This window comes from Paenibacillus sp. FSL R5-0623 (genome assembly GCF_037974265.1).
Lineage (GTDB): Bacteria > Bacillota > Bacilli > Paenibacillales > Paenibacillaceae > Paenibacillus.
On the sequence record NZ_CP150233.1, the window covers coordinates 2,719,797 to 2,744,581 of the forward strand.

Annotated in this window: 22 protein-coding genes; 11 read left to right on the forward strand and 11 right to left on the reverse strand. The window is 47.5% G+C overall.

Annotated features, from left to right (window positions below; translation table 11 throughout):
* Nucleotides 1–11: 11 nt before the first annotated feature.
* Entirely contained in the window at nt 12–722 is a 711-nt protein-coding gene (locus MKY92_RS12580) for an O-methyltransferase (protein WP_339300962.1), read from the reverse strand.
* Between the two features lie 132 nt (nt 723–854).
* Here MKY92_RS12580 and MKY92_RS12585 point away from each other — a divergent pair, with 132 nt between their 5' ends.
* Entirely contained in the window at nt 855–1,751 is an 897-nt protein-coding gene (locus MKY92_RS12585; protein WP_339300963.1) for a LysR family transcriptional regulator, read from the forward strand.
* A 117-nt stretch (nt 1,752–1,868) separates the two neighbouring features.
* On the opposite strand, the gene MKY92_RS12590 is transcribed toward MKY92_RS12585, so the two are convergent.
* Nucleotides 1,869–2,585 carry a YoaK family protein gene (locus MKY92_RS12590; protein WP_339300964.1) on the reverse strand — a complete coding sequence of 239 codons (717 nt, stop codon included), beginning with the start codon at nt 2,583–2,585 and terminating at the stop codon, nt 1,869–1,871.
* An 86-nt stretch (nt 2,586–2,671) separates the two neighbouring features.
* The gene (locus tag MKY92_RS12595; RefSeq protein WP_339300966.1) at nt 2,672–3,556 is read right to left on the reverse strand and encodes an alpha/beta fold hydrolase; all 885 of its coding nucleotides are present in this window, start codon (nt 3,554–3,556) and stop codon (nt 2,672–2,674) included.
* A 245-nt stretch (nt 3,557–3,801) separates the two neighbouring features.
* Between MKY92_RS12595 and MKY92_RS12600 the strand changes: the two genes are divergently transcribed.
* Both MKY92_RS12600 and MKY92_RS12605 read left to right on the forward strand, forming a co-directional pair.
* Nucleotides 3,802–4,545 carry a GTP pyrophosphokinase family protein gene (locus tag MKY92_RS12600; protein WP_036608962.1) on the forward strand — a complete coding sequence of 248 codons (744 nt, stop codon included), beginning with the start codon at nt 3,802–3,804 and terminating at the stop codon, nt 4,543–4,545.
* A gap of 6 nt (nt 4,546–4,551) precedes the next feature.
* Nucleotides 4,552–5,787 (forward strand): multidrug effflux MFS transporter, encoded by a 1,236-nt coding sequence (locus MKY92_RS12605; RefSeq protein WP_339300967.1) that lies wholly within the window; start codon nt 4,552–4,554, stop codon nt 5,785–5,787.
* Nucleotides 5,788–5,924: 137 nt separating this feature from the next.
* On the opposite strand, the gene MKY92_RS12610 is transcribed toward MKY92_RS12605, so the two are convergent.
* Nucleotides 5,925–6,575, reverse strand: coding sequence for a hypothetical protein (locus tag MKY92_RS12610; protein WP_339300968.1), 651 nt, complete (start codon nt 6,573–6,575; stop codon nt 5,925–5,927).
* A 232-nt stretch (nt 6,576–6,807) separates the two neighbouring features.
* Between MKY92_RS12610 and MKY92_RS12615 the strand changes: the two genes are divergently transcribed.
* From MKY92_RS12615 to MKY92_RS12640, 6 genes are all read left to right on the forward strand, one after another.
* Nucleotides 6,808–7,806 (forward strand): ABC transporter substrate-binding protein, encoded by a 999-nt coding sequence (locus tag MKY92_RS12615; RefSeq protein WP_339300970.1) that lies wholly within the window; start codon nt 6,808–6,810, stop codon nt 7,804–7,806.
* Nucleotides 7,807–7,972: 166 nt separating this feature from the next.
* Entirely contained in the window at nt 7,973–8,593 is a 621-nt protein-coding gene (locus MKY92_RS12620) for a flavin reductase family protein (protein ID WP_076217035.1), read from the forward strand.
* 234 nt (nt 8,594–8,827) lie between these two features.
* Complete coding sequence (locus MKY92_RS12625; protein ID WP_339300971.1) at nt 8,828–9,982, forward strand: type III polyketide synthase; 1,155 nt, start codon at nt 8,828–8,830, stop codon at nt 9,980–9,982.
* A gap of 108 nt (nt 9,983–10,090) precedes the next feature.
* Nucleotides 10,091–12,337, forward strand: coding sequence for an MMPL family transporter (locus tag MKY92_RS12630; RefSeq protein ID WP_339300973.1), 2,247 nt, complete (start codon nt 10,091–10,093; stop codon nt 12,335–12,337).
* 190 nt (nt 12,338–12,527) lie between these two features.
* Nucleotides 12,528–13,547 carry an alpha/beta hydrolase family protein gene (locus MKY92_RS12635; RefSeq protein ID WP_339300974.1) on the forward strand — a complete coding sequence of 340 codons (1,020 nt, stop codon included), beginning with the start codon at nt 12,528–12,530 and terminating at the stop codon, nt 13,545–13,547.
* A gap of 108 nt (nt 13,548–13,655) precedes the next feature.
* On the forward strand, nt 13,656–14,771 hold the full coding sequence (locus MKY92_RS12640) for a GDSL-type esterase/lipase family protein (protein WP_339301773.1): 1,116 nt from the start codon (nt 13,656–13,658) through the stop codon (nt 14,769–14,771).
* 127 nt (nt 14,772–14,898) lie between these two features.
* Here the strand turns inward: MKY92_RS12640 and mnhG are convergent, their stop codons facing one another.
* From mnhG to MKY92_RS12670, 6 genes are read right to left on the reverse strand one after another with little or no spacing between them, the layout of a single operon-like run.
* Nucleotides 14,899–15,291 carry a monovalent cation/H(+) antiporter subunit G gene (gene mnhG, locus MKY92_RS12645; RefSeq protein WP_339300976.1) on the reverse strand — a complete coding sequence of 131 codons (393 nt, stop codon included), beginning with the start codon at nt 15,289–15,291 and terminating at the stop codon, nt 14,899–14,901.
* On the reverse strand, nt 15,275–15,559 hold the full coding sequence (locus MKY92_RS12650) for a Na(+)/H(+) antiporter subunit F1 (RefSeq protein ID WP_017688855.1): 285 nt from the start codon (nt 15,557–15,559) through the stop codon (nt 15,275–15,277). The genes mnhG and MKY92_RS12650 overlap by 17 nt, the downstream gene beginning before the upstream one ends.
* Complete coding sequence (locus MKY92_RS12655) at nt 15,559–16,035, reverse strand: Na+/H+ antiporter subunit E (protein ID WP_339300978.1); 477 nt, start codon at nt 16,033–16,035, stop codon at nt 15,559–15,561. The genes MKY92_RS12650 and MKY92_RS12655 overlap by 1 nt, the downstream gene beginning before the upstream one ends.
* A 6-nt stretch (nt 16,036–16,041) precedes the next feature.
* Nucleotides 16,042–17,520, reverse strand: coding sequence for a Na+/H+ antiporter subunit D (locus MKY92_RS12660; RefSeq protein WP_339300980.1), 1,479 nt, complete (start codon nt 17,518–17,520; stop codon nt 16,042–16,044).
* Entirely contained in the window at nt 17,513–17,851 is a 339-nt protein-coding gene (locus MKY92_RS12665; RefSeq protein ID WP_036670645.1) for a Na(+)/H(+) antiporter subunit C, read from the reverse strand. Before MKY92_RS12665 ends, MKY92_RS12660 begins: the two co-directional genes overlap by 8 nt.
* A 1-nt stretch (nt 17,852) precedes the next feature.
* Complete coding sequence (locus MKY92_RS12670; protein ID WP_339301775.1) at nt 17,853–20,807, reverse strand: Na+/H+ antiporter subunit A; 2,955 nt, start codon at nt 20,805–20,807, stop codon at nt 17,853–17,855.
* Nucleotides 20,808–21,108: 301 nt separating this feature from the next.
* On the opposite strand from MKY92_RS12670, the gene MKY92_RS12675 reads away from it, so the two are divergent.
* Together MKY92_RS12675 and MKY92_RS12680 are read left to right on the forward strand one after the other, a co-directional pair.
* Complete coding sequence (locus MKY92_RS12675; protein WP_339300982.1) at nt 21,109–22,749, forward strand: diguanylate cyclase; 1,641 nt, start codon at nt 21,109–21,111, stop codon at nt 22,747–22,749.
* A 71-nt stretch (nt 22,750–22,820) separates the two neighbouring features.
* Entirely contained in the window at nt 22,821–23,342 is a 522-nt protein-coding gene (locus MKY92_RS12680) for a hypothetical protein (protein WP_076217028.1), read from the forward strand.
* Nucleotides 23,343–23,445: 103 nt separating this feature from the next.
* Here MKY92_RS12680 and MKY92_RS12685 read toward each other — a convergent pair whose 3' ends face one another.
* Nucleotides 23,446–24,585 (reverse strand): GGDEF domain-containing protein, encoded by a 1,140-nt coding sequence (locus MKY92_RS12685; RefSeq protein ID WP_339300983.1) that lies wholly within the window; start codon nt 24,583–24,585, stop codon nt 23,446–23,448.
* Nucleotides 24,586–24,785: the final 200 nt, after the last annotated feature.

Genomic DNA, 24,785 nt, shown 5'->3' on the forward strand with positions numbered 1-24,785 from the left:
TTGACCACTGTTTATTTTGGTTCAGGGGCATCAATCACACGAGCAATGACGAATCCATCGTAACCTTTGCTACCAACCGTTTGCAGTGCTGTAGCTTCAAGCCGAGGGTGATCCGAGATCAACTGCAGGAATGATCGAACGCCCTGAACTCTGGGGTCTGTGCTGTCTATGCGGATCACTTCACCGTCCCTGACGATATTATCACCAATAATAAGACTCCCCGGCCGAGTTAGTCGCAGGGCCCATCTCAGATAATCGGGATTACTCGGTTTGTCAGCATCGATGAAGAGCATATCAAACGGTTCCCTGTATTCTTCCTGAACATCGGGAAGGGTGGTTAGGGCAGGGCCAACTCTCAGGTCAACCTTGTGCATCAGTCCTGCTCGTGTGAGATTGGCTCGGGCCAAGTCTGCATGGTGTGATTCCGATTCCAGTGAGACGATGCGTCCGTGTTCAGGCAGCGCTCTTGCCATCCAGATGGTACTGTATCCACCCAATGTGCCGATTTCAAGTACACGGGATGCGCCTTGGATTTGCAGCAGGAGATGAAGTAACTTTCCTTGATTTGGTGTTACGTCATGAGCAGGGAGTCCAGCTTCGGCATTGCTTTGCAGGGTATGTTCCAGCAGGGAATCGGATGGAATCAGCAAATCATTCATGTAGTCGTCAACTTGAGTCCAGGTATGCTGTAGGTTGGTCGTATTTATATTTTTCATCTTCATATGTTCCTTTCCTTGTTCCTTGTATTGGATTTCATATTTCAACTATAAATGGAGTAGATATATAAATAAAATATATATTATGTATGATAATATAACTTTAGATTATGTATTTGACGTGGAAGAGGTGTAAACATGAATCTACATGGATTACGATTATTTCATGCCATCGTGAGATATGGCGGGGTCACTCGTGCCGCAGAGGAACTAAATATTAGTCAACCTGCGGTATCTTCTCAGGTGAAGAAGTTTGAACGTGAATTAGGAATCCAGCTTTTTGTTTCGGAGGGAAGAAGACTGGTGCTTACGGATGCGGGGATACAGTTAACAGGTTATGCGGAACGTCTGTTCATGCTGGAGCAGGATGTCGAGAATTTTGTGCAGGATTTTCGGGAGGGCAAGAAAGGGTTGATCCGTCTTACGGCAACCTACTTGCCTTCGAATTTTCTGCTGCCTGGCTGGATTGCGCGGTTCAAGCAAATGCATGAGGATGTGGAGATTGTTGTGAGCACAACCAACACCCGGATGGCTTTTGACCAATTACTTCGTTATGAGGCAGAGATTGCTGTGTATGGTGGAAGTGGTATTACACATGCAGGTGTCCAATGGGATGAATTGTTTGACGATGAGATGTGGTTTGTTGTGCACCCTGACCATCCGTATGCGGGAAAAGAAATCGAGTTGCATGAGATGGTGGCAGAACCGTTCATCATGCGCGAAGAAGGCAGTGCCACGCGTGAGCGACTCGTTTCCCTTTGCACAACAAATAACCTTGCCGCTCCCCGCATTGCACTTCAGTTCAACGGGCTGAACGAAACGATCAGTGCGGTGAAGGCAGGTTATGGGGCCAACTTTATATCTTCTTTGGTTGTGAACGAAGATGTGCAGCAAGGCAGGCTGGCACGTGTGTTTGTTCGAGGTGTACAGCTGAGAAATACGGTTGCCGTATGTACACGAGCCGGGGAGGTATTATCACCTGCTGCACAGCATCTGGTCAAGCTTATCCGCCAAGAAGCTGCTTTGATGAAATAAATAGCGTGATTGTACTTAAAACAACTTAAAGTCCATGTTCAAAAAGACCAGTTTTCAGTACCCTAAAGCGGACTTTAGAACAGCTTCTTGAAAATGAATAGGTTGCTTCTCCAACTATTAACTTTCGCTTTGTTGTGAAGTTCCCCATGCATGTAATCGGGCGTATAGGGTTACGCCGCCAATGATCAGGACAGGAATCCAGACTGCAATCATGGGCACACGGTGGAATAACAATGCGGCTGCAATGACGCCGATCAAATAGATGACAACAGCACCTGCACGAAGGTAGGAATCTGTGGGCAAGGCTTTGGTTAACGATCGGATATTGGCATGTCGCAGCTTTTTGAGGATGTTCACGGTATCCTCAACCACAGCGGCCAAATTATTGGTGAGCACGGTTGTTGAGATGCCAGCAATGCCAATGCGGCGTGCCGCAGTTGTTTGCATCCCCATTGCAACGGCTAGGATGACAATTAACAGATAGGACAGTTGTTCTGAAAATGGACTAATCATGGCGATCGCGAACAGCAGCAGCAATATGCTTTCAACAGTAAATACAGCTGTGACCTTAGAAGACCAGCCATTTTTGGTCTGCACAGGTCCCACCATATGTGCTGCAATGGCATTGCCGGCAATAAAACCGATGAGAGCAAGCAATGACCGCAGCACGACAAATTCCTGAGCACGGGCAATGGCAATACCGAGCAGTACAATATTTCCCGTCATATTGGCTGTGAGCACATGCCCCAGTCCCAGATATCCGATCAGGTCCCCCATTCCGGCAGACATGCAGAGAAGTAACATGGCGTATTTTTGGAGGGTGCTTTGATTCATCCTATCCGTCCTTTCAAAAAAACGTAGCCCCTCCAGTATACAGCCATAACCCACGCTTCTTCAAAATGAAATTCATTGCGCAAGACTTAAGGTGCAGCGAGCCAATCAAACATATTGTTAACCGCTGACTGATGTATCTTCTCGTGAAAATGATGATCCTGCCCGCCGTAGGCGTGAAATGTGACATCCGCACCTCGGCGCTTAAGCCAGTGATACATTCGGGTTCCGTGACTATAATTCACCTGTGTATCTGATGTACCATGCATGATTAGCACGGGACAAGATAATTTGTTCGCTTTTGACAAGGGAGAACGGGCGAGGTAAGCTTCCGGAACTGCGCGTGGTGAGCCACCCAGCACCCGTTTCAATGTACGTCTCAGGTCGGTTCGCTCATGGTACGTGCGTTCCACATCGGCGACACCGCTCCAAAGAACTAATTTATGTACTTTGTCCGGTCCCTCATTATAGGTAGTTGCGGTATGTACAGCATTAATGGCTCCACGGGAGAACCCCATTAACGATATCCGAGTTGGGTCGACAAAAGGTAATCGTTGCATTAACCGATAAGCGGCATGCACATCTTCGGCATCTCTTCCGCCATACTCGTCACGCCCCTCACCGCCTTCGTTGCCACGATAGGATGGGGCGAACACGATATAACCTTTATGTACAAATTGCTCAAGCCAAACAGTATTTACCCCGCCATAGCTGCCAAGTCCGCCGCGACAATAGATCAGTACAGGCCACTGTTCCGGTATGTTATCCGTATCATGCATTGTTGCAGCAGGGTAATGGCTGGCGAGTGGTTGCAGATGAAGATGTAGAGGCTTATGTATGGAAGCGAAGTCTGGAAAGGCAGAGGAGATAGAGCCTGGATGAGAAGTTTCATATGTTGTGATATCAGGTAATGAACAACCTTGTGGCAGGTATAAATAAGCTTTAACTCGAAGTGTATCGGATGAATACGTCACTTGATAGAGCAGGAAAATCCACCTCTTTTATTAATAATAACAGGCCAAATGACAGGGATGCTTCTATAGGATGCGCGTAAAATAAGTTCCCATACCTTCCAGGGTAAATCGCCATCCTGAATGTGAGAAATTCGTTTATTGGCTCCATATGATTTATAATGGTTCAGGAGACATGTGGATTGACCGCTTGTTCTCATATTCATAAAACTAATTTTAGTGTGTAGAAAGAAAGGGAGAAAGCCATGATGAACGCTCCACATCCAATTGATCAATTCAAGAAATTCAAATATGAAATTACCAGATTTATGATGATCTATAAATTTGCTCTGGATCAAATGGAGACCAAGATTGAAGTCCTGAAGGAAGAATTCCAGTCTTTGCATGATTACAGTCCAATTGAGCATACAAAGTCCAGACTGAAATCACCTGAGAGCATTATGAACAAGATGTTCCGTAAAAATCATGAGTTAACGTTTGAGAGCATCAAGCAAAATATCAAGGATATCGCCGGGGTACGGATTACATGTTCCTTTATCTCGGATATCTATCGCATTAAGGATATGCTGTGCAACCAGAGTGATCTGCGTGTACTGGAGGTCAAAGACTACATCGAGAATCCAAAGCCAAACGGTTACCAAAGCCTTCACCTTCTGGTGGAAGTGCCTGTGTACATGTCCAATGGTGAGGAACGAGCATGTGTGGAGATCCAGATCCGTACAATCGCGATGGATTTCTGGGCGAGTCTGGAACATAAGATTTTTTATAAATACAATAAGGATGTTCCCGAGCATTTGACCAGAGAGTTAAAGAGTGCGGCAGATTCGGCAAATGCGCTGGATCAACAGATGGAGCGACTTCACCGGGAAATTCAGGAGATCAAGGACGCCGATAACGAGCGGGATGAAGAAGAATTACGCCGTATTATTATTAACAATCAACAGTTCACACTGCCGTCCAACCTGCTCAAGCTGCTGGGTAGCGGGGAGTAGTATTTGATGAAAAGTACAACAGCTTCATTAAACACGAATTCCACATCTCGTGTACGGATGGCTTTAATTCTGGGGACACTGTCGGCCTTTGGGCCGTTGTCCCTGGATATGTATTTACCCGCATTGCCCACGCTGGCTGATGAGTTTGGTTCATCTACTTCGTATGCTCAACTCAGCCTGACGGCGTGTATGATTGGACTTGCGGTTGGACAGTTGCTTGCCGGACCTCTAAGTGATGTACGTGGTCGGCGAACACCGCTCATTGCAGGGCTTGTGCTCTATACGATCGCCTCCATACTTTGCCTGGTTAGCCCGACGATGGGCTCTTTTGTTGTGCTGCGGTTCATTCAAGGTGTAGCTGGAGCGGCAGGGATTGTCATCTCGCGCGCAATCGTCAGAGACGTATATTCGGGCCCGGAACTGACACGGTTCTTCTCTCTGTTAATGCTGATTAACGGCGTAGCCCCGATTGCTGCACCAATCATTGGTGGACAATTGTTGACGTATACGTCGTGGCGCGGCGTATTTATTTTGCTTAGCCTCATCGGTATACTGACGTTGTTGGCTGTCATTTTCGGTCTTGGAGAGACATTGCCTTCCAACCGCAGATCAAGCGGGGGATTGAAACAGACATTAATTACGTTTCGCCAAATCGCAGGGGATCGTCAGTTTATGGGTTATGCGTTAACCCAGGGTTTCGTGGCAGCAGGCATGTTTGCCTACATATCAGGTTCACCGTTTGTGCTTCAGAAGATATACGGGGTATCGCCGCAAATGTTCAGTGTTTGCTTCGCCATAAACGGACTGGGTATTATTCTGGCCAGTCAGATTGCCGGCAGACTTGCAGGAAAGGTATCAGAGACTCGCCTGTTAATCGCGGGGCTGCTAACCGCGGCGCTCGGAGGAACTTCACTGCTCATCGCCATTCTGGCTGGAGGTAATCTAATCTCTGTACTGATTCCGCTATTTTTGGTGGTATCCAGTGTTGGGTTAGTCAATACTGCGTCCTTCGCCTTGGCGATGGCCAATCAGGAGAAGTCGGCAGGCAGTGCGTCTGCGCTTATTGGTGTGATGACGTTCCTGTTCGGAGGTATTGTCGCTCCCCTTGTAGGTCTCGGGGGAGAAGGCACAGCTGTGCCAATGGGAATCGTTATTGCTTGTGCTGATCTCGGTGCCTTGGTTATTTACTTCCTAATGGTCAGTAGAGGCAGGAAGCGCCAGAACGATCAAGTGTTGAGTTAAGTGTACTGATTCTGTAGACCTTGCGTTTATGGAGTCTTGATAGTGTAAAGTGACTTTGAGTTTAAAGAACGAACAAGAGCCTCATTTGGAAGGAATCATGCTTCCAAGTGAGGCTCTTGCTGTAGGTAAGGACAGGTTTAGCAGAGCGCAAATAAAATCTGTGTATTGGACAGTATCCCTGGCGTGAGGAATGGATAGAAATATCCCACCACAAAACCAAACAGATTAATCGCAGGCCACATCAGGTAGACATCATTGTATGTGAACACAAGGGACCATCGATTGTAACAAAAGTTGGGCAACGTACGTTCTTCGTTATCTCGTGGTGCCGCTGTACCAGTCTGTGCAAATTGCACAGCTTGAGTGAGGTTTTGCGGCTGTTGCTGGAGGAAGAGCGGGAGCAGACCCGGGCTGCTTTTGATCAGGTTATACAGAAAAAGCATTTCTGCCGGAGGCTGACCTACCGGACGAGGATAGGCACTAAGCAGGGTGGGCAGGTTGCCTTGAGTCAGTTGCGCAGGTACGCCCGGTGCTGTACCCGGGATTGTACCTGGAATGCCTCCGGGGATATACGGACCGGGTACTCCGCCTGGAATGTATGGAGGATAGGAGCCTTGACCGCCAGGTATACCCGGAAACGTCGGACCACCCGGGATGCCGCCACCGCCACCTCCTGGGAACAGTGGAGGCAATTGAAAGGAACGGTCTTCTCCATAACTTAGATAAGGGTTATATTCGTAATACATGTACAGAACATCCTTCCTGTCGTCGTATTCTGCATTCAGCATATGGCGGCATCCGCCTATAGGTGAATGCCGTCAAGAAGATTTATATGATCACCTCGTCGCATAATCGGATTGACAACTGAACTGATAACAATTATCATTGTCAATGAAATCGGACAAATGTACATACGGATATTATATGTATCAATAGTAGTGTCAATATTTTTGAACGTTGATATCTGTCACAATAATGCCGAATAAGGTTTTCATAATGAATTGAAAGGGGATATATCAAGTGTTTAAGAGAAATAAAAAGATGATCATGCTTCTGATTACGGTGATGGTTATGTCCATCTGGTTGGCCGCGTGTGGTACAAAAACGGCAGAGAATGGAGCAGCAGGAGAGAACAATACAACAACGGAGACAGAGACACAAACAGAATCCGCTACAGAGCGCACATTAACAGATGCAATGGGACACGAGGTTACCATCCCGGCTAATCCGGAGCGCATCATCGCCTCTTATCTGGAAGACCATCTTGTTACACTCGGTGTTAAGCCAGCAGCACAATGGGCCATCAACAACGGCAGTGGTTTGCAGGATTATCTGCAAACCGATCTGAATGGCGTACCTGGTATTGCAAGTGATCTACCTTTTGAAGCCATGGCCAGTTTCTCACCAGACCTGATTATTATGGGTTCTGAAAGTACAGTTGAAGGGGAGAAATACGAACAGTACAACAAAATTGCCCCTACTTATGTACTCGGAGATGAGGTCAACAAGGACTCGCGTCAGGCTCTGCTCAAGATCGGCGAGCTTCTGAACAAATCGGATGTAGCGCAGAAGGCGCTTGACGATTATGATGCCAAGGCAAAGGAAATCAAAGAAAAGGTAACTGCTGTTACTGGAGGAACAAAGTCGGCCGCAGCGTTGTGGTTGTTCAATAACAAGTTTTATGTTGTAAGCAACAATGTTTCCAGTGGTGAAGTGATGTACAACGAACTTGGACTTGCAGAGCCTAATGTTGTGAAGGAAGCATCTGCGAAGGCAACGGGTAACTGGTCTGAGATTTCATTGGAGAAGATCGCGGAAATGGACACAGACTATCTATTCCTGGTGAACAGTGACAAGGGGGCAGGCTCAGAAGCGCTGAAAGATGCCGTATGGCAGAGCATTCCTGCTGTAAAGACAGGTAATGTCTTTGAATTCACCCGGTCCAGCAGCTGGTTGTACAGCGGAGTTCAAGCGAACCTTCAAATTATGGAAGACATTCAGAACAGCATTGTTAAATAAGAAATAGTCGGTATGAAAAAGCATGTTCCTACTTCCTGGTGCAATCGGCACCAGGGAGTTTTTTTGTTAATTCAGCATTTTACGTTATATAATAAATATGAGTGTGTTATCGTGTCCTGAAGTGAAATTGACACTTGTTACACGAGCAGGGAAGGGGATATTACATATGTATACATTGGATCCACGTGAAATAACGGGAAGAGATAACTATAAACTGATGAGTGGTTCGGTGGTACCACGTCCAATTGCTTTTGTGACGACACTTTCAGATGAGAATGGTGTAATTAATGCGGCGCCGTTTAGTTTCTTTAATGTGGTTAGTTCGGACCCGCCGCTGTTATCCATATCCATTGCACGTAAAGACGGTATCATGAAAGATACTGCACGTAATGTGCTTGCTCATCAAGAACTGGTTGTGCATATCTGTGATGAAGCAATCATAACAGAAGTGAATGAGACAGCAGCCATACTGGAACCCCACGAAAGTGAGCTTGAGCGGACAAAACTTACTACAGTGCCGAGTACCAAGGTTGCTGTGCCAGGAATTCAGGAAGCACTCATTCGGATGGAGTGTGAACTGTATCAACACATTCCCATCACGAATGATGAGGGCAAACCGGTGAGTGACCTGCTGCTGGTACGCATTGTACAGTATCATTTCAGCGAACAAGTCTACAATCCGGACAAGGGCTATATCCTGATGGATCATTTGAAACCAGTCAGCCGACTGGCGGGTAATGATTATGCCAAGCTTGGAGAGAGATTCACGGTGATTCGACCTGAATAGTTCTGACAGATCGAATATGTAATATAGGAATGGGTTTAATCCTGTAGCAAAGGCGGACAGCACGTGCGAAACTCGCATATGTTGTCCGCCTTTGCTTGTTAATATGAACATAAACAGGACAGGGAGTGAATAGACTTGTACTATATCCTGCACACATGTCATATGAACCTATTTTACATATAGGTTGTTTAACAAGCCTGCTTTTGAACACGTACGATATAGGAGGTTAAGCCGATGAACCAGCTTGAGGCAACTACTGGGGCAAGTATTATGGGAATAGGAACGGCATGGCCTACCCACCGTATTGAGCAAAAGGATGTGTCTGCCCGTCTCGCGCAAGCGCTGGAACATGAGCCGGATGCGAGAAGGTGGGCCAAACGAATCTTTAATCAGTGCGGTGTGGAGACTCGGTACACGTGTGAACCGAATCTGCTTGAGCCTGTTGATTCTTGCCGATATTTACCCTTTACCAATGCGGAGGAGGTTCCGACTACATCCGAGCGTATGGGCAAATACAAAGCTGCTGCTGTTCCACTTGGTCTCGAGGCGGCCGGACAGGCCATTCAGGATGCAGACGTAATCTCCTCGGAAATTACACATCTCATTACGGTGAGTTGCACGGGGCAATTCCTGCCCGGACTTGATGTTCGGCTGATCCAGCAGCTTGAACTGTCACCGCAGATCAACCGGATTCCACTGGTGTTTCAAGGATGTGCAGCCGGTCTGAAGGCGATCCAACTGGCGAATTCAATCGTAACGACAGATCAGAAAGCTACGGTTCTCATCGTGTGTGTGGAACTATGCACACTTCACTTTCAGCCATCTGCCAAACGGGACGACCTGTATGCCGCATCGTTTTTCGGAGACGGAGCCTCTGCCTGTGTTATTGGTGCATCCGGAACAGACCGCCATGAATGTTTTCGACTAGGTCGTGGGCACTCAACGCTGCTCCCGGATTGTGCAGAAGAAATGATCTGGGAAGTGGGCAATACAGGCTTTGATCTCTACCTGTCACCACAGATTCCGAAGCTGCTTGGTTTGCATCTCGGTCCAGAGGTAGAGCGGTTGCTGGAGGGGAGCGGTTTACCGGACATATGGGCAATCCATCCGGGAGGCAGAGGTATCGTGGATGCCGTTCAGAAGTTGTATCAGTTGACAGATGAGCAGGTCTCCTACAGCCGAAACATCCTGCGGGATTATGGGAACCTGTCGTCCGTGACGATTCTTTTTGTTCTTCAAGCCATCCGCGAGGATTACAGACAGAAGGAAGGGCATTCCAGTGGGATAGCGCTGGCCTTTGGCCCGGGATTAACAGCAGAGTTACTTCCTTTTACATACATCCCTGCCCCCATAGCGAACAGAACACCTGTGAATCATGGCATCCAATAGTTCGCGAACCCGAGTGAAGGAGATATACACCGCAAGTGGTTGAATGTGCTTATGATCTTACCGATGAACATAATCGAATGACTAATCTGATCGCAGAGGAGCTTAGGTATGGGTTATCGCAGACTTGCTGCCTTCATCAGCCGATATCCGCGGTTCATTATTCTCTGCTGGGTATGTATCATCGGGATGTCAGCGGTCTGGGCATGGAAGTTACCTGACATTGTTCAAGATCACGGATTAAAGCGGGTTCACGGGGATGCGCAAGCGGTTGAACTTCTACTGGAGGACGAATTCAGTTCTCCTGCTGATCCGGTTATTCTGTTGTTTGAGAAAAAGGAAAATACCTCGCCGTTACAGTTCCGACAGTGGATCAAGGATCGTTTGACACAGGTTCAAGTGCTGCCTGCGGTAACTTCTATCAAGTCCCCTCTGGATGCTAGCGAAAGGGTGACGCTGCAAGACCAAAGGGCATATGCCCTTGTGAAAATGGATGTGCCCGCGCATCAGATGGGTCCCCCACTGGAGCAGTTGCGCGCCGTGCTTGCAACAGACGGTCCAGGTACGGTGCAATTGACGGGAAAGGCAGTCGTCCAGCAGGATGTCAATCATCTGAGCTTTCGTGATCTGGAACGGGCAGAGATGGTGGGCCTACCGATTGCCCTGATCGTTTTGTGTTTTGCATTCAGGGGGCTATATGCTGCGTTGATTGCTGTCATGATGGGGATCAGTGCTGTGATTACCGCGATGGGAGTCACGTCACTCCTTGGTTACAATCTGGAATTGTCCAACTTTATCATTAATGTGATTCCAATGGTGGGCATGGCACTAAGTATAGACTTTGCCCTGATCATCCTGAGCAGGTACAGGGAAGAACTTCAGCGGGCCTATGAAGATAAAGGCAAAGCTAACGTTACGGGCAGCAGCCTGGATATGCAGAGCGAGGTTTTGCGGAGCGAGATTCTTCAGCGAACATTACGTACAGCAGGCAGAGCAGTGTTGTTCTCGGCAGCTTGCGTGCTCCTTGGACTGCTGGGTCTGCTCTGGATTAGACTGCCGATGTTTCTGAGTGTCTCTTTGGGAGCCATTATTGTTCTGCTCTTATCGCTACTGTTAAATGTTACGCTGCTGCCAGCTCTGCTGTCACTGTCTGCGGATCGGGTCTTCAGGCGAAAGTCAGTTCATTCGTTACCTAGAGGTTCAGTCTGGCATCGATGGTCAGCAATGGTCATGAAACGACCCGTCAGTATGGCCATTGGAGGTACGGTTGTGCTGCTCCTGTGTGTTTATCCAGTGACCCGGCTGGAACTGTCCGTCCCGGATGCCTCTTCACTGCCAGAGAGAATGGAGTCCCGCCAGGCAGCAGAGCAGTTGCAACATGATTTTGGGCAAAAGAATACCTCCGCCATCGAGATCGTGATTGGCGGACAGCAGGAAATGTTGACTGCCTCTCACTGGCAGTTGGCCCACAACAAAGCCCGTCAACTACTGCAGGACTCAGACATATTGAGCATTGTTTCACCATGGGGCCTATTACAGCCGAATCAAAATGACTCGCAGAGCCTTTTTCAAGTTCCAACGTCGGCGCTCACTCCTTCCATAGAAGGCAAGGAGTCAACAAGGACGGCATGGCTGCGTTCAACGGTCTCTGACCATTCCATACGATTGATAGCCAACGTGTACGGGGAACCCGGGTCGGAGCAGGTCGCAGACTGGCTGGAACGAATGAGGAATAGCGATCATGCACTAGGTTCCAATAACGTAAAACTACGTTATGGGGGGGAAGCTGCCAAGCAGTATGAAATAATGCAGGAAGTCACAAGTCAACTGCCCAAAGTGCTGGTATTTGTAGTGGTCACCAATTATCTTGTGTTACTGGCGGCATTCCGATCGATGCTTATTCCAATTAAGGCAATTGTGATGAATCTGCTCAGCTTAGCCGCTTCATTTGGCATATTGGTATGGGTGTTCAATCAAGGACATCTGGGTATGGAGCCGTCAGCCATTGCCATTATGATTCCTGTATTCATTGCAGGATTGGTGTTTGGCATATCCATGGATTATGGTGTGTTTATGCTGAGCCGTATTCAGGAAGTGTATAGACGAACCGGAGACAGTGATGTGGCTGTCCAACAGGGATTGGCTTCCACAGGCCGTCTGGTTACCTCCGCAGCGGCAATTCTGCTTGCGGTGACCGTGCCGTTTGCTTTTGCCGAAGTTGCAGGTGTGAGGCAGTTAGGGATCGGAATCACGGCAGCGGTGTTGATTGATGTTACATTAATCCGTCTAATATTGGTACCTGCATTGATGAAATTAATGGGCAGGTGGAACTGGTGGCTGCCAGGTCAGACGAAATGAAGGGTATTTCCGTAACCTGTCTTCAGGTTGGAGATATCCTTTTTTTGGCTAGAAATCGTGTGATTCTATTCAAAACAGGCAAACATGTTCAATTCATGGGTGACATAGATGTTCTATAATGGATGGGATTAATTCCAACTGACAGTCTTTTATCTACGTTATCCTACGAAAACAGGAGGGACACAGGCCCATGTTTGATATTGAAGCCTATCTACAACAACAAACGAATCTCAGTGGTCGTTCCGCGTATCATGCAGATCAACCCCTGGAGTTATGGCGCAGTCAGTTACGTACTCGTGTGAAAGAACGGCTGGGCGGTTTTCCAACGATGGCGGCCGCACTGAATCCTGTCTTACTGGAGCGCATTACATGTGACGGATATATCCGGGAGCGGATTGAAATCACGACCTATGCAGGACTTCGCATGCCTGTATATTTATTAATTCCGGGTGATGGAAGCGTTACTGATGCAAAGAGACCTGCTATTGTTGCTTGTCATGGGCATGGCTACGGTAGCCGAGAGATATCGGGCATGGAACCGGATGGATCGCCACGGACAGGAGAGCCCGGATTACACAAGGACTTTGCAGTAGCTCTTGTGAAACGTGGATATGTGGTTGCGGCTCCAGAGTTGCTCGGATTTGGTGATCGAAGATTGGAAGAGGACTGCGATGCGCCACCAGGGGTAAGCTCCTGCACGAAGATTGCTGCGCATCTGCTCATGGTGGGGAAGACCCTCGCCGGTCATAGGGTGTATGAAACAACACGAGTATTGGATTATGTATCTACCCGGCCAGAAGTGGATTCGGAGCGAATTGGAAGCATGGGTATCTCGGGTGGTGGGCTGGTGACCGCATTTACAGCCGCGTTGGATGAACGGTTCCGGGCAACTGTAGTAAGTGGTTATGCAAGTACATTCCAGGGCAGCATACTGGATCGGAACCATTGTCTGGACAACTATGTGCCAGGTATCCTGCGTGAAGCGGAGTTGCCGGATCTCATCGGCCTCATTGTGCCTAGGCCACTTTTTATTGAAGCCGGAAGTGATGATCAGGTGTTCCCAATCCATACAGCGAGAGAGGCGTACGCGCGTTTGACCCACATATATGAGCAGGCGGGAGTACCAGAATCACTGGATGCGGATTTCTTTACAGGTGGACATGAAATTAGCGGTGCGAAGGCTTATGAATGGCTTGATCAAGTGCTGTGAAGCTGTGGATCGCGCACCAATTTAATTCTGATTCGAGAGGAGAATTCAGTGATGAAATGGTCAATATCGGTAAAGCTTCTGCTCTGTTTTGTTCTGTTTGCGAGTACAATGGGCATTGGCCTGGGAAGCAGTGGAGGGCAAGTCGCCGAAGCGGCAACGGACAATTACAGATTTGATTTTGGTTCGGGTGCTGTTGAGAGCGGTTACACAGGCGTGTCCGCAGGAGATGCCTATACGCCTACGAAAGGTTATGGCTTCAACACACCTGCACAGATGAGGAATGTGTCTGCCTCAGGAAGCGGGGTTAAGAGTGACGCTGTGCAGTTTCTGACGTACGGCACCAAGAGCACCAATACCTTCAATGTGAATCTGTCCAATGGCCTATATGAGGTCAAAGTGGTTCTGGGCAATACAGCGAGAGCGAGTGTGGCTGCAGAAGGTGTGTACCAGATTATTAATATGACGGGCAACGGGGCAACGGACCAATTTCAAATTCCGGTGACTGACGGGCAATTAAACCTGCTGGTCACGGAAGGAAAGACAGGCACCGCCTTCACACTTAGTGCACTCGAAATCCGGAAGTTATCCAATCAGACTGTTACCAACCGCACAATCTACATTGGTGGTGACTCAACGGTATGTAATTACTATCCACTGGGTAGCAGTGTACAGGGAGGTTGGGGACAGCTATTTCCGTCCTATGTGAACAATTCCACCTTCCAGGTTCGAAATATGGCATCAAGTGGTCAATTTGCAAGAGGATTCCGCGATGATGGTCAGATGGAAGCGATTCTAAAGTATATTAAGCCGGGAGATTATTTTATTTTGCAATTCGGAATTAACGATACCAATGCCAAGAATAATACAACGGAGGCTCAGTTCAAAGAGATTATGAGGGATATGGTCCGCCAGGCGAAGAACAAAGGAGCAACGGTCATCCTCTCCACGCCTCAGGGCCGGGCAACAGACTTTAATACAGCCAATGTACATCAAGCGGAGAACCGCTGGTACAACCAATCAACCCGTGCACTAGCTCAGGAAGAGGGGGTCACCCTGGTTGAACTGAATAAGTTGAGTTCGGCTTATTTCACATCCATTGGTCCGGCGGCAACACTCGCTCTGTATATGACAGGGGATAGTCTGCATCCGAATCGTCAGGGTGCTGCCGAGCTGGCTCGTATTGTGGCTGCCGATTTGAGAAGACAGGGACTGAATGGATTCTGACGTACCTTATCGTGCTCTAATCATGGCTGATATGATCCGTGTATGAAAAATAAAAAAATACTCCCGGGAACAAACCGCGAAACGGGCGGTTGGTCCTCGGGGGTATTCGTTATGCCTAGGCTGGGGATTACTCCATCATATCCTTGGCTTCATGGTTCACTTTTTTTCCTTTTAACAAGGGTTCCAGTTCATCTTGAACGCTCTGTTCCCAGAGCGGTACATCTGTACGATAGGCAGCCCGTCCGTTCAGATGTCCGGCGACCGGAGCCGTGATGAATACAAACAGGATACCTAACAACAAGCGGGCACTGATATAGTTATCGAAGTACCAGAAGTAGAAAAATGTAGCACTTAATACACAGAACACACCAAGTGTCATACTTTTGGTTGCGGCATGGGCACGTAGATATACATCAGGCAGACGAATAAGTCCGAATGCACTGAGTGCACTGAGTAGTGCACCGAGCAGTACGAGTAGACCTATAGCGGTTTCAGCGGTTACTTTAGCGATCTCCATCATTTTTGAATACCGCCCCCCGTTCAATATAACGTGCAAATGCCACTGTACTTAAAAAAGCCAAAATGCCAATCAGCAAGATAATATCCAGATAGGCTTGGGTTTGCAGCATCATCGACAGAACGGCAACGATGGCAATCACATTGATACCGATGGTATCCAGTGCCGTGATCCGGTCAGCCATGGATGGTCCCCGAAGCACCCTGTACAAGCAACCCAGAATGGCTAAGGAGAGAATGAGCAATGAGATGAACAACAGTGAGGATAACATTAACGCGTCACCTCCATAATTGCTTTTTCGAATGTATTTTGGATATTATCTCTCATTTTCTGTTCATCCTTGATATCCAGTGCGTGAATAAACAGTTTGCGTTGGTTACCGGAGATCTCAAGCGGCAGAGAACCTGGTGTCAATGAGATGAGTAAGCAGAGCAGAGTAACTTCCCAATCCGAGGACAATTGAGTTTTATACGTAAAAATACCGGGCCTTATATCTAACTTTGGCTTGATAATCTGGCGTATAACCTCAATGCTGGCTCGCACCAGTTCCTTGAACAGCAGAGTAATCAGTTTGAAGATGGCCCAGACTCGCACAACATAGAAGCGCTGGGGGAAGAATCTGCGCATCCCCCCGATGAGAAGCAGTCCGAGCAGGTAACCTATGAGAAAACCAACACCATTCCAGGCGTTGTTCAGAAACATCCATACAAAAGCAATGATAAGATTCAGTACAATCTGAAAGGCCATAGACATCTACTCCTTCAATACGGCATCAATATAAATATTGGGATGCAGTAGAATATCGCCTGCGCGGGAGGTCAATTGGAACATGCCTTCAGCCCCCACACCCATTACGATGATGAATACAAACAGAATTCCGGCAGGAATCAGCAGGCCGTTCACCGCGTAAGGGCGTCTTGCAACCCCGGCAGGTGGTTCGCCCCAGAACGCTTGTATGAAGATGCGTAGTACCGAATATAACATCAACAAGCTCGACAGTACCGCAATGCCGGTCAGACCATACAAGCCTGCCTGCAACCCGCCTTCAAAGAGAAGTAACTTCCCCGGAAAACCACTGAATGGCGGTAAGCCTGCCAAGGCAAGTGCGCTAATGAAGAACATCCAGCCGAGCAGCGGATAGCGATGGATCAGCCCGCCCATGTTGTCGAGTTTGGATGTTCCGGCAACAGCGATCAAGGCACCGCCGAGCAGGAAGAGCAATGTTTTGATCAACATATCATGCAGCATATAGAAGAGCAGACCTTCCAGTGCAGGGCGACTGGCCGAGGCCATACCAAAAGCAACAAAACCCACACCTGCGACCACGTTGTAGATGAGAATCTTGTTCACATCGCGGTATGAGATCGCACCGATAACACCAAGGACCATTGTTGCACCAGCCATCCATCCGATCAGTGCATGGAAGAAATCCGGATCATGATAGAAGATCAGTGTGAATGTTCGCACAATCGCGTACAAGCCAACTTTGGTCAGCAACCCTGCGAACAATGCAGTGACAACAGCAGGTGGTGCCGCATAAGAGCCCGACAGCCAGAAGAACAGGAACAGTCCGGCCTTGATGCTAAATACGATCAGAAAAAGTAAGGCAATCAGGGTAATGACCCCACTTTGTCCCACTTCAGCAATCTTTACAGACAAGTCTGCCATGTTCAGTGTGCCAGTAATGGAGTAGAGGAAGCCGATGGAAGCGACAAACAGTGCTGAAGAAACGATGTTAATCAGGACATATTTGATCGTTTCCCGAAGCTGTCTTTCCGTACCTCCCAATACGATCAGTGCATAAGAAGAGATGAGCATCAGTTCAAAGCAAACAAATAGGTTGAACAAATCTCCGGTTAAGAATGAACCGTTAACTCCTGCGATCAGAAAATGAAAGAAAGGATAGAAGTGATGTTCTTCCCTCTCCTTGTTTACACTGCGGAATGCATACAGCAGACAAGCCAGCGCAATGATGGAAGCAGCAACAACAAGCAACGCTGACACCATGTCAGCAACAAGCACAATACCATAAGGAGGTGCCCAACCGCCCATATTCAGCGTTAGAACTCCAGTTTGAGTCACACGAGTAATGAGTATGGTTGAGACCGCTGCTGTAAACAAAAGTCCGATGACACTAATGATCCGCTGGATATTTGTTTTCCGGAAAAAGAGCAAAGTCAGAACGCCTGTAATTAAAGGCAACAGAATCGGTAGAACGACAAGATTATTCATATGGGCGCCCCCTTACTTCTTCCATATCGTCTGTTTTCAGCTTCAGATAAGAACGATACGAGAGAACAAAGAAGAACGCAGTGAGTCCAAAATTGATAACAATCGAAGTGAGTATCAAAGCCTGAGGAAGAGGATCGACATAGCGTTCAGCCATCTCCCCAAGCAGGGGTGGTGCCCCGGTTTTAAGTCGTGACATGGTGATTAAGAGCAGATGCACGCCATGGGTTAGTATGGACATGCCAAGTACGATTCGGAGCAGGCTCCGCGACAAGATTAAAAAGACGGCAACCGCAAACAGAATGCCAACGGCTACACACATCAATATTTCCATATCAGCGATCCTCCCCGATCTGTAGAATGATGGTCATGGTGACACCCAGGACAGCGAGATACACGCCAAGATCAAACAGCATGGCCGTAGCGAGTTCTGTCTCTCCCAGCAAAGGAAGTTCGAAATAACCGAAGGTTTGGCTTAGGAACGGAACTCCGAATATAAATGAACCCGCACCTGTCAGTAACGCTATACCTAATCCAATTCCTGTGAGAACGCGGAAGTCTATGGGTAACGCTTTGCGTATCGTATCTGTACTGAATGCCAGGGCAATCAACACAAGCGCTGCCGCTGTTACCAAGCCGCCGATGAAACCTCCGCCCGGATTGTGGTGTCCTGCAAAGAACAAGTGCATGGCAAACGTCAGAATGATGAACACAACGACCTTGGTGGTCGTTTGCAGCAATACATCATTACTCTGCAAGGGGACAGTATCCCACGAGGATGAGCTGCGTTCCCGGTTACCATACTTTTTCGTATTGTCCGCTTCATCATCCAGAGCAGGTTCGGTATCTTGACTCTCGTCCTTCTTACGGAACTTCAAGCGCGCTCCGAGGTCTTTCGCTTCGAGGTTCAGATTAATCATGGAGTAGATGGATAATGAAGCAACGCCAAGCACCATAATCTCCAATAACGTATCGAAGCCACGGAAATCTACCAATAAAACGTTCACGACATTTTTACCACCAGCCGAGTCATACGCTTCCTGAAGGAAAAAGGTTGAAATGCTGTCCAGTGATGCTGTTCCGCTTGCGGCCAATGCAACAAAAGTCATGACGATCCCGACTGCAATCGCTACGATCATATTTACCGTGAGATAACTGCGGCTTGATTTGCCACGTTGAAGCTCAGGCAGATGGTAGAAGCAGAGCAGGAACAATGCAACAGATACCGTCTCAACAATCATCTGTGTTAATGCCAGATCCGGGGCCCGGAACAGAACAAATAGCAGGGTTACAATGTAACCAACCGCTCCGGTCATAATGACTGCTGACAGCCTGTTCTTGGCAAAAGGAATCGAAACTGCAGCACCGATGAGCGTGACGAGCAGAACGACCTCATAAAATGAGAAAGGTGCATTACCCTGCAGATTCCAGGTAATATTTTCTCCTGAACGGAAGAAGGCATAGACCAGCAACGCGACCGTGAATGAGAAAATGTAAACGAGATAATTACGAACCGAGCCATTCATATAGGCTTCCGTCCATTTGCGTGCATAATGCTGGAGATTATCCAGTACGACATGGTACATATTGTTAATCGTTAATCCTTGTGGATAGTGCTCATAAATATTCCTCCATCGTGGCAACAGCTTGTAGAGAGTGATTCCGAGAATCACAACTCCGATCGTCATAATCAGTTCCGTAGTCCATCCATGCCACAGGGAGAAATGTACATCGAAGCGCTCATTCCCATTCAAGAGGGATGGAAGCACAGCGGCCATTGCCGGTTCAATCAGTGATCCGGCCAGCAGATTCGGGAAGAGTCCGAATACAACGACAAGAACACCTAGAACAACAGGCGGAATGAGCATGCCAGCGGGCGCTTCGTGCAGCTTCTCGGCAGGAATCTCGCTTTGGCTACGACCGAGGAATGTTTTGAACACGATAATAAGCGCATAGATCAGGGTAAACACACTTGCAAGCCAAGCGAATACCGGCAATAGAACACTCCAGGACCCAAGTCCAAAGATTCGCAGATGCGTGACTTCGACCATCGCCTGGAAGAATAACTCCTTGCTCAGGAATCCGTTGAACGGCGGAATACCCGCCATGGCAAGTGAACCGATCAAAGCCACGGTGAATGTAATTGGCATGAATGAAGCAAGTCCACCGAGCTTTCGAATGTCACGTGTACCCGTTTCATGATCGACAATGCCTACGACCATAAACAGAGCGGCCTTGAAGGTCGCATGATTAAACAGGTGAAGCAGTGCAGCGGTTATTGCCACGGTATACATCGCAGAGGATTCGCCATATCCGAAGTAGAGAGCAGCAGATCCAACCCCTAAGAGGGACATGATCAGACCGAGTTGAGAGATGGTCGAATAGGCGAGAATCGCTTTGAGATCGTTTTTTTTCACCGCCAGGAATGATCCATAACACAAAGTCAGAAGACCAACGCCGGTAACGAGCCAGAACCAGAGTCCTTGTCCACCGAAGATTGGTGTAAACCGGGCTACAACGTACAGTCCGGCCTTAACCATGGTGGCTGAGTGAAGATAGGCACTAACAGGTGTCGGAGCTTCCATGGCATCCGGCAGCCAGATATGAAATGGGAACTGAGCTGACTTGGTGAAAGCTCCAATCAGGATCAAGGCAAGTGCGGGTAGAAATAATGCGCTCTCCTGAAACTGACCCAATCCTGTAATGGTTGCACGAATACTGAATGTTCCGGTAATGAGATACATCATCATGAATCCGGTAAGCATGGCGAAACCGCCAAATACCGTAATCAGGAATGATTTTTGTGCTCCTGAAGTCGAGGCTTTACGTTTGTAATGGAATGCAATCAACAGGAATGACGTAATACTGGTCAATTCCCAGAATCCGTAGAGCACGATCATATTATCAGACAGCACCACGCCCAGCATGGCTCCCATGAACATCAACAGATACAGGTAGAAACGGTTCAGCGCTTCTTTCATATCCATGTAGAAGATGGAGTAGAGAACAACGAGGACACCAATTCCGGTGATTAGCAGTGTCAACATGAGGCTCAGACCGTCCAGATACAGATTAAATCCAATGTCCAGTGAAGGAATCCATGGGATATTTCCAGATACGGTATTGCGCTGTGACACAGCGGGTATGAGACTCGCAAAGTATACAAATAATAGTGCCGGGACAAGGAGAACCGGCCATCCCAAATGGTTTTTACGGAAGAAACGATGCAGCATGGCAAGAAAAATGCCAGCGGCAAAAGGTAGAATAACAGCAACATGAAGCAGGCTCAACATTACACCCCCAATGTTTAGTATTTCGATTTCTCTCTCTGTGACATACAGGCGCATGATCCTTTGAAGGATATGCTTGCTCTCTATATTCATAACCCAAGTATGTATATACAGAATCGTGTCTATTCTTTGAATGGAAGAAACACGGTGAAGATTTCAATGTAATATTGTATGGACACGTATAATAAAAAAACATACAAGTTCCGATAAATATGAAAACGATTAGGTGACATTCCGTGTACTCTTTGCAGCATAGTTATGTTGAAAAGCAAGATGGTTTCACCGTGTAATGGAGGAAGTAATGTCATTCAAAATTAGAACTGTGCTCACAGTCATCTGTGCTATGTTATCCTTGCTGGTTACCCTGACGATTGGGTCTATTTTTAGCCAAAAGTCATTTGTTGCTGTAGAGACTGAGATTGGTCACTCGCTTACAGGCACGGCCTCACAGGCTTCGGACAAGCTGGATCGTTTTATGTCTGCTCGCGCGGGTGAACTGGACCTGTTGGGCCGAATGGCTTCGTTGGAAGATGGATTCCAACCTGATGAGATTCAGATGCTACTGGATCAGTTACAAGACAGCTTTCCCTCATTCTCATGGGTTGGATTCATGGACCCGAAGGGAAAAGTATTAGCTGCCACGGATGGAATTTTGCTTGGGGAAAATTTATCAGAGCGACCTGTGTATCAGGAGGGAATCAGGGGTAAATTCATTGGAGATGTGCATAATGCAGTTCTTCTAGCCAAGCTGCTTCCGAATCCAACGGGAGAGCCGTTGCAATTTGTCGATATCAGTTTTCCGCTGAAAGATAGCAAAGGAATGATTCAAGGTGTGCTCGCTGCACATTTAAGCTGGGAGTGGGCGAAGGAAGTTGAGGAATCTGTACTTGCCCCATTGAAAAGGGAAGAAAAGGACATTGAGTTTTTTATCGTGAGCAAAAAGGAACATACCGTGCTGCTCGGTCCGAAGGAATGGGTCGGTAAACCGATGGTATTGCCCGGCATTGAAGAGGCCCAGCGCAACAAAAGCAGTTGGTCCATTGAAAAGTGGCCTGACGGGAATGAATATGTGACAGGGTTTGCCTACAGCCAGGGTCATCTGGATTATCCCGGATTAGGCTGGACCGTAGTCATTCGTCAAGTCAAGTCATCTGCTTTTGCTTCTGTGTTTGACCTGATGTGGTTTAATGTGTGGTCTGGACTCGCCGTTACCGTGCTGTTTGCACTGATTGGCTGGTTTGTCTCACGTCTGATCTCTGCCCCACTTGTGCGTCTTACCAGAGTAGCCAATCGACTGCGTGCAGGGGAAGAGCTTGAGATTCCTGCGATTAAGGGGATTAAGGAGATTGAAGTGTTGTCCCGTTCGCTTCGGGATATGCTGACCTCTCTTATGAATAAAAACTCAGAGCTGGTTGTGATGCAGAATCTGGCGCATTTTGATCAGTTGACTAGACTGCCGAACCGCACTGCCCTAGAAGTGTATCTGGAGGAGTCTCTGGAGACCGAGAGTGAAAATCACACGCTGACTTTTCTCTATCTGGATCTCGATGGATTCAAACGGGTCAACGATACACTTGGACATCAGACGGGAGATGTGTTGTTACAGAAAGTGGCCCAGCGGCTGTCTGCTCTTGGTCAGGAGAAGGGGATAACGGTCCGGTTGGGTGGAGATGAATTCCTCATTGTACTTCAGTCGATTGGAAGTCATCCGAGGGAAGAAGCCATGGCTTATGCAGAAGCCATCATTCAAAGTCTGAACAAGCCGTTTATTATCGAATACGAGCGAATTCGAATTGGATGTAGTATTGGAGGTGCTGAATATCCAACCAACAGCGACAACCCAAGTGAGATTATTCGGATGGCGGACGAAGCTCTATATGAGTCCAAACGTGCAGGCAAGAACAGAATGACATTTTATTCCGAGTTGAAGCAGGATCGTTAGCGTATAATAACATTAGCGGGGTTATCCCAATCATCTTTGTGCGAATATGCGTATAGACAAGGAGGGGTGAAATGTCTGGAAAATATACATCTGTACCTTATGGTTATGAGCCACCTGCGGCCAGCCACAAAGGTACACTGACTTTTTATGACTCGTTTGAACATGTGACTGATGAGCAACTCGAGCGAGCCGCTGCAACGGTGGGTACCCGCTCATTCACACAGCTTGTGCTGTATCCTTTACACGAGAGCACATTTAAACGAATGAGCAAGGAACCGATACGGGCATATTACAAAAGAGAAGATCGCCTGCATGATTGGCGGCGGGAACATCCAACTTCACGTATACGTGTGGAGGGGCTTGAGGGCAAGAGAAAAAAATATACACCTGTGGATAGCGCGCTGCGCCATATCACTGCGGAATATCCAGCCCCTCACTTTCTGTATTTGACGATAGAGATGGCGAATATGTTTGCTTCATTTGATTCCTTCAAGGATTGGATCAAAGAGTTGCGTCTCATCATTGACGGATCGTCCGAATACCTGCATCCGATGCTGGAGCAAAATCGTCATCGCTGGGAATGGGCGGAATGAAAACATAGACGTATGAAAAAGATCGGCCTGCTGATCGTATTCAAACCCAAAAAAAGTTGTGTTGTACAAACCGGAATTCCGGTGTACAGCACAACTTTTTTATTTACATTTTCTCTGTCAAGGACGAAGTCAGATCAAGTGATGTTACGGTTTTATTTTTACCTGTTCGTTTAGCGGCATACAGACAGGCATCCACTTCCTCGAACAGTTTGTCTTTGGTTAGATTAGGACTGTAGCTTTTGAGACCGATACTCACCGTGACGGAAGCTCCTTCAAGTTCAAGATGGCCCATCAGGGCAATCTTCTGACGAATCTGTTCCACCAAGGCATAGGCCTGCTTGAAAGATTGCTCAAACATCAATAAGGCGAACTCTTCGCCCCCGTACCGTGCTGCAATATCACTTGAGGTAATGGTTTCCTGAATGATCAGGGACACTTTCTCCAAAATGATGTCTCCAGCCCGATGACCATACGTATCATTAATGGATTTGAAGTCATCAATATCGATCAGGGCCAGGTGCAGACTCATGCCACTGTTGGCATACTCAAATGCTTTTTCATAATAATCCTTGAATGAGCTTTGATTATAAAGGTTGGTTAAACCGTCTGTTTTGGACTGTTTGGTCATAATGGCATTTCGCACAATAAGGTCCTGCTTGGCAAGCATGCTGGCCTGAAGATCATCGAGCACCTCAACGCCGCTGGTTACGATAACCTGTGCTACATATGTGCCTAAGATTAGAAAAGCAGGAATGGATACCATGTCAAATGAAGACAGGTAGGATCGGTAGGCAGGGTCGAACAGAACGAGAAGGTAACCGATCATCTGCATCAGGAAAACAATCCAGATTCTCTTTTTGCTGAAGAACAGAACTGAAGCGAAGATGGGCAACAGACAGATTGCTAATATAATCCGAATGTCATAATTGACATGAATAATCGTCCAGGCGATAACCGTGCTGGCTATAGACATGGTGTAAAAGGAATATGAGCTGGAGCGCCGATCAACCCAACTTGCGAACAAAATGCATGAACTGCTGACGGCCGTAGGCCAGAACAGGACATTTATCAAGAAATCTGTAGGTGTGCGATCATACTCCAGAAACAGGAAACAGCCAATCTGAATGGCGAAATGTGCAATAATAACAACCCAGTAGGCATGGAGCATTTTTTGAATCCATTTGGAATGTTTGAACTCGTATTCTGTTGGAATATGACTATTGTGAGTATCGAAACCTTTCATATATCACCGCTGACTGCATCATAATGGTACGACAGGATTACTCTCGTATAAGATGATTATAAATCACAATGAACAAAACGCAAATGTATTTAACTGTTCTATGAAAACAAGACTTACAGAAGTATCGCGTTGTCACAAACTTTTTATGGAGGACAAACAAAACTCAATGATACACTCATAGACTATATAACATGGCTCCG

Bases quoted from the DNA above. Each gene is read 5' to 3' on its own strand.
- MKY92_RS12580 (WP_339300962.1), bottom strand. From the start codon at position 722: ATGAAGATGAAAAATATAAATACGACCAACCTACAGCATACCTGGACT.
- MKY92_RS12585 (WP_339300963.1), top strand. From the start codon at position 855: ATGAATCTACATGGATTACGATTATTTCATGCCATCGTGAGATATGGC.
- MKY92_RS12590 (WP_339300964.1), bottom strand. From the start codon at position 2,585: ATGAATCAAAGCACCCTCCAAAAATACGCCATGTTACTTCTCTGCATG.
- MKY92_RS12600 (WP_036608962.1), top strand. From the start codon at position 3,802: ATGAACGCTCCACATCCAATTGATCAATTCAAGAAATTCAAATATGAA.
- MKY92_RS12605 (WP_339300967.1), top strand. From the start codon at position 4,552: ATGAAAAGTACAACAGCTTCATTAAACACGAATTCCACATCTCGTGTA.
- MKY92_RS12610 (WP_339300968.1), bottom strand. From the start codon at position 6,575: ATGCTGAATGCAGAATACGACGACAGGAAGGATGTTCTGTACATGTAT.
- MKY92_RS12620 (WP_076217035.1), top strand. From the start codon at position 7,973: ATGTATACATTGGATCCACGTGAAATAACGGGAAGAGATAACTATAAA.
- MKY92_RS12625 (WP_339300971.1), top strand. From the start codon at position 8,828: ATGAACCAGCTTGAGGCAACTACTGGGGCAAGTATTATGGGAATAGGA.
- MKY92_RS12630 (WP_339300973.1), top strand. From the start codon at position 10,091: ATGGGTTATCGCAGACTTGCTGCCTTCATCAGCCGATATCCGCGGTTC.
- MKY92_RS12635 (WP_339300974.1), top strand. From the start codon at position 12,528: ATGTTTGATATTGAAGCCTATCTACAACAACAAACGAATCTCAGTGGT.
- MKY92_RS12640 (WP_339301773.1), top strand. From the start codon at position 13,656: ATGGGCATTGGCCTGGGAAGCAGTGGAGGGCAAGTCGCCGAAGCGGCA.
- mnhG (WP_339300976.1), bottom strand. From the start codon at position 15,291: ATGATGGAGATCGCTAAAGTAACCGCTGAAACCGCTATAGGTCTACTC.
- MKY92_RS12650 (WP_017688855.1), bottom strand. From the start codon at position 15,559: ATGTTATCCTCACTGTTGTTCATCTCATTGCTCATTCTCTCCTTAGCC.
- MKY92_RS12655 (WP_339300978.1), bottom strand. From the start codon at position 16,035: ATGGCCTTTCAGATTGTACTGAATCTTATCATTGCTTTTGTATGGATG.
- MKY92_RS12660 (WP_339300980.1), bottom strand. From the start codon at position 17,520: ATGAATAATCTTGTCGTTCTACCGATTCTGTTGCCTTTAATTACAGGC.
- MKY92_RS12665 (WP_036670645.1), bottom strand. From the start codon at position 17,851: ATGGAAATATTGATGTGTGTAGCCGTTGGCATTCTGTTTGCGGTTGCC.
- MKY92_RS12675 (WP_339300982.1), top strand. From the start codon at position 21,109: ATGTCATTCAAAATTAGAACTGTGCTCACAGTCATCTGTGCTATGTTA.
- MKY92_RS12680 (WP_076217028.1), top strand. From the start codon at position 22,821: ATGTCTGGAAAATATACATCTGTACCTTATGGTTATGAGCCACCTGCG.
- MKY92_RS12685 (WP_339300983.1), bottom strand. From the start codon at position 24,585: ATGAAAGGTTTCGATACTCACAATAGTCATATTCCAACAGAATACGAG.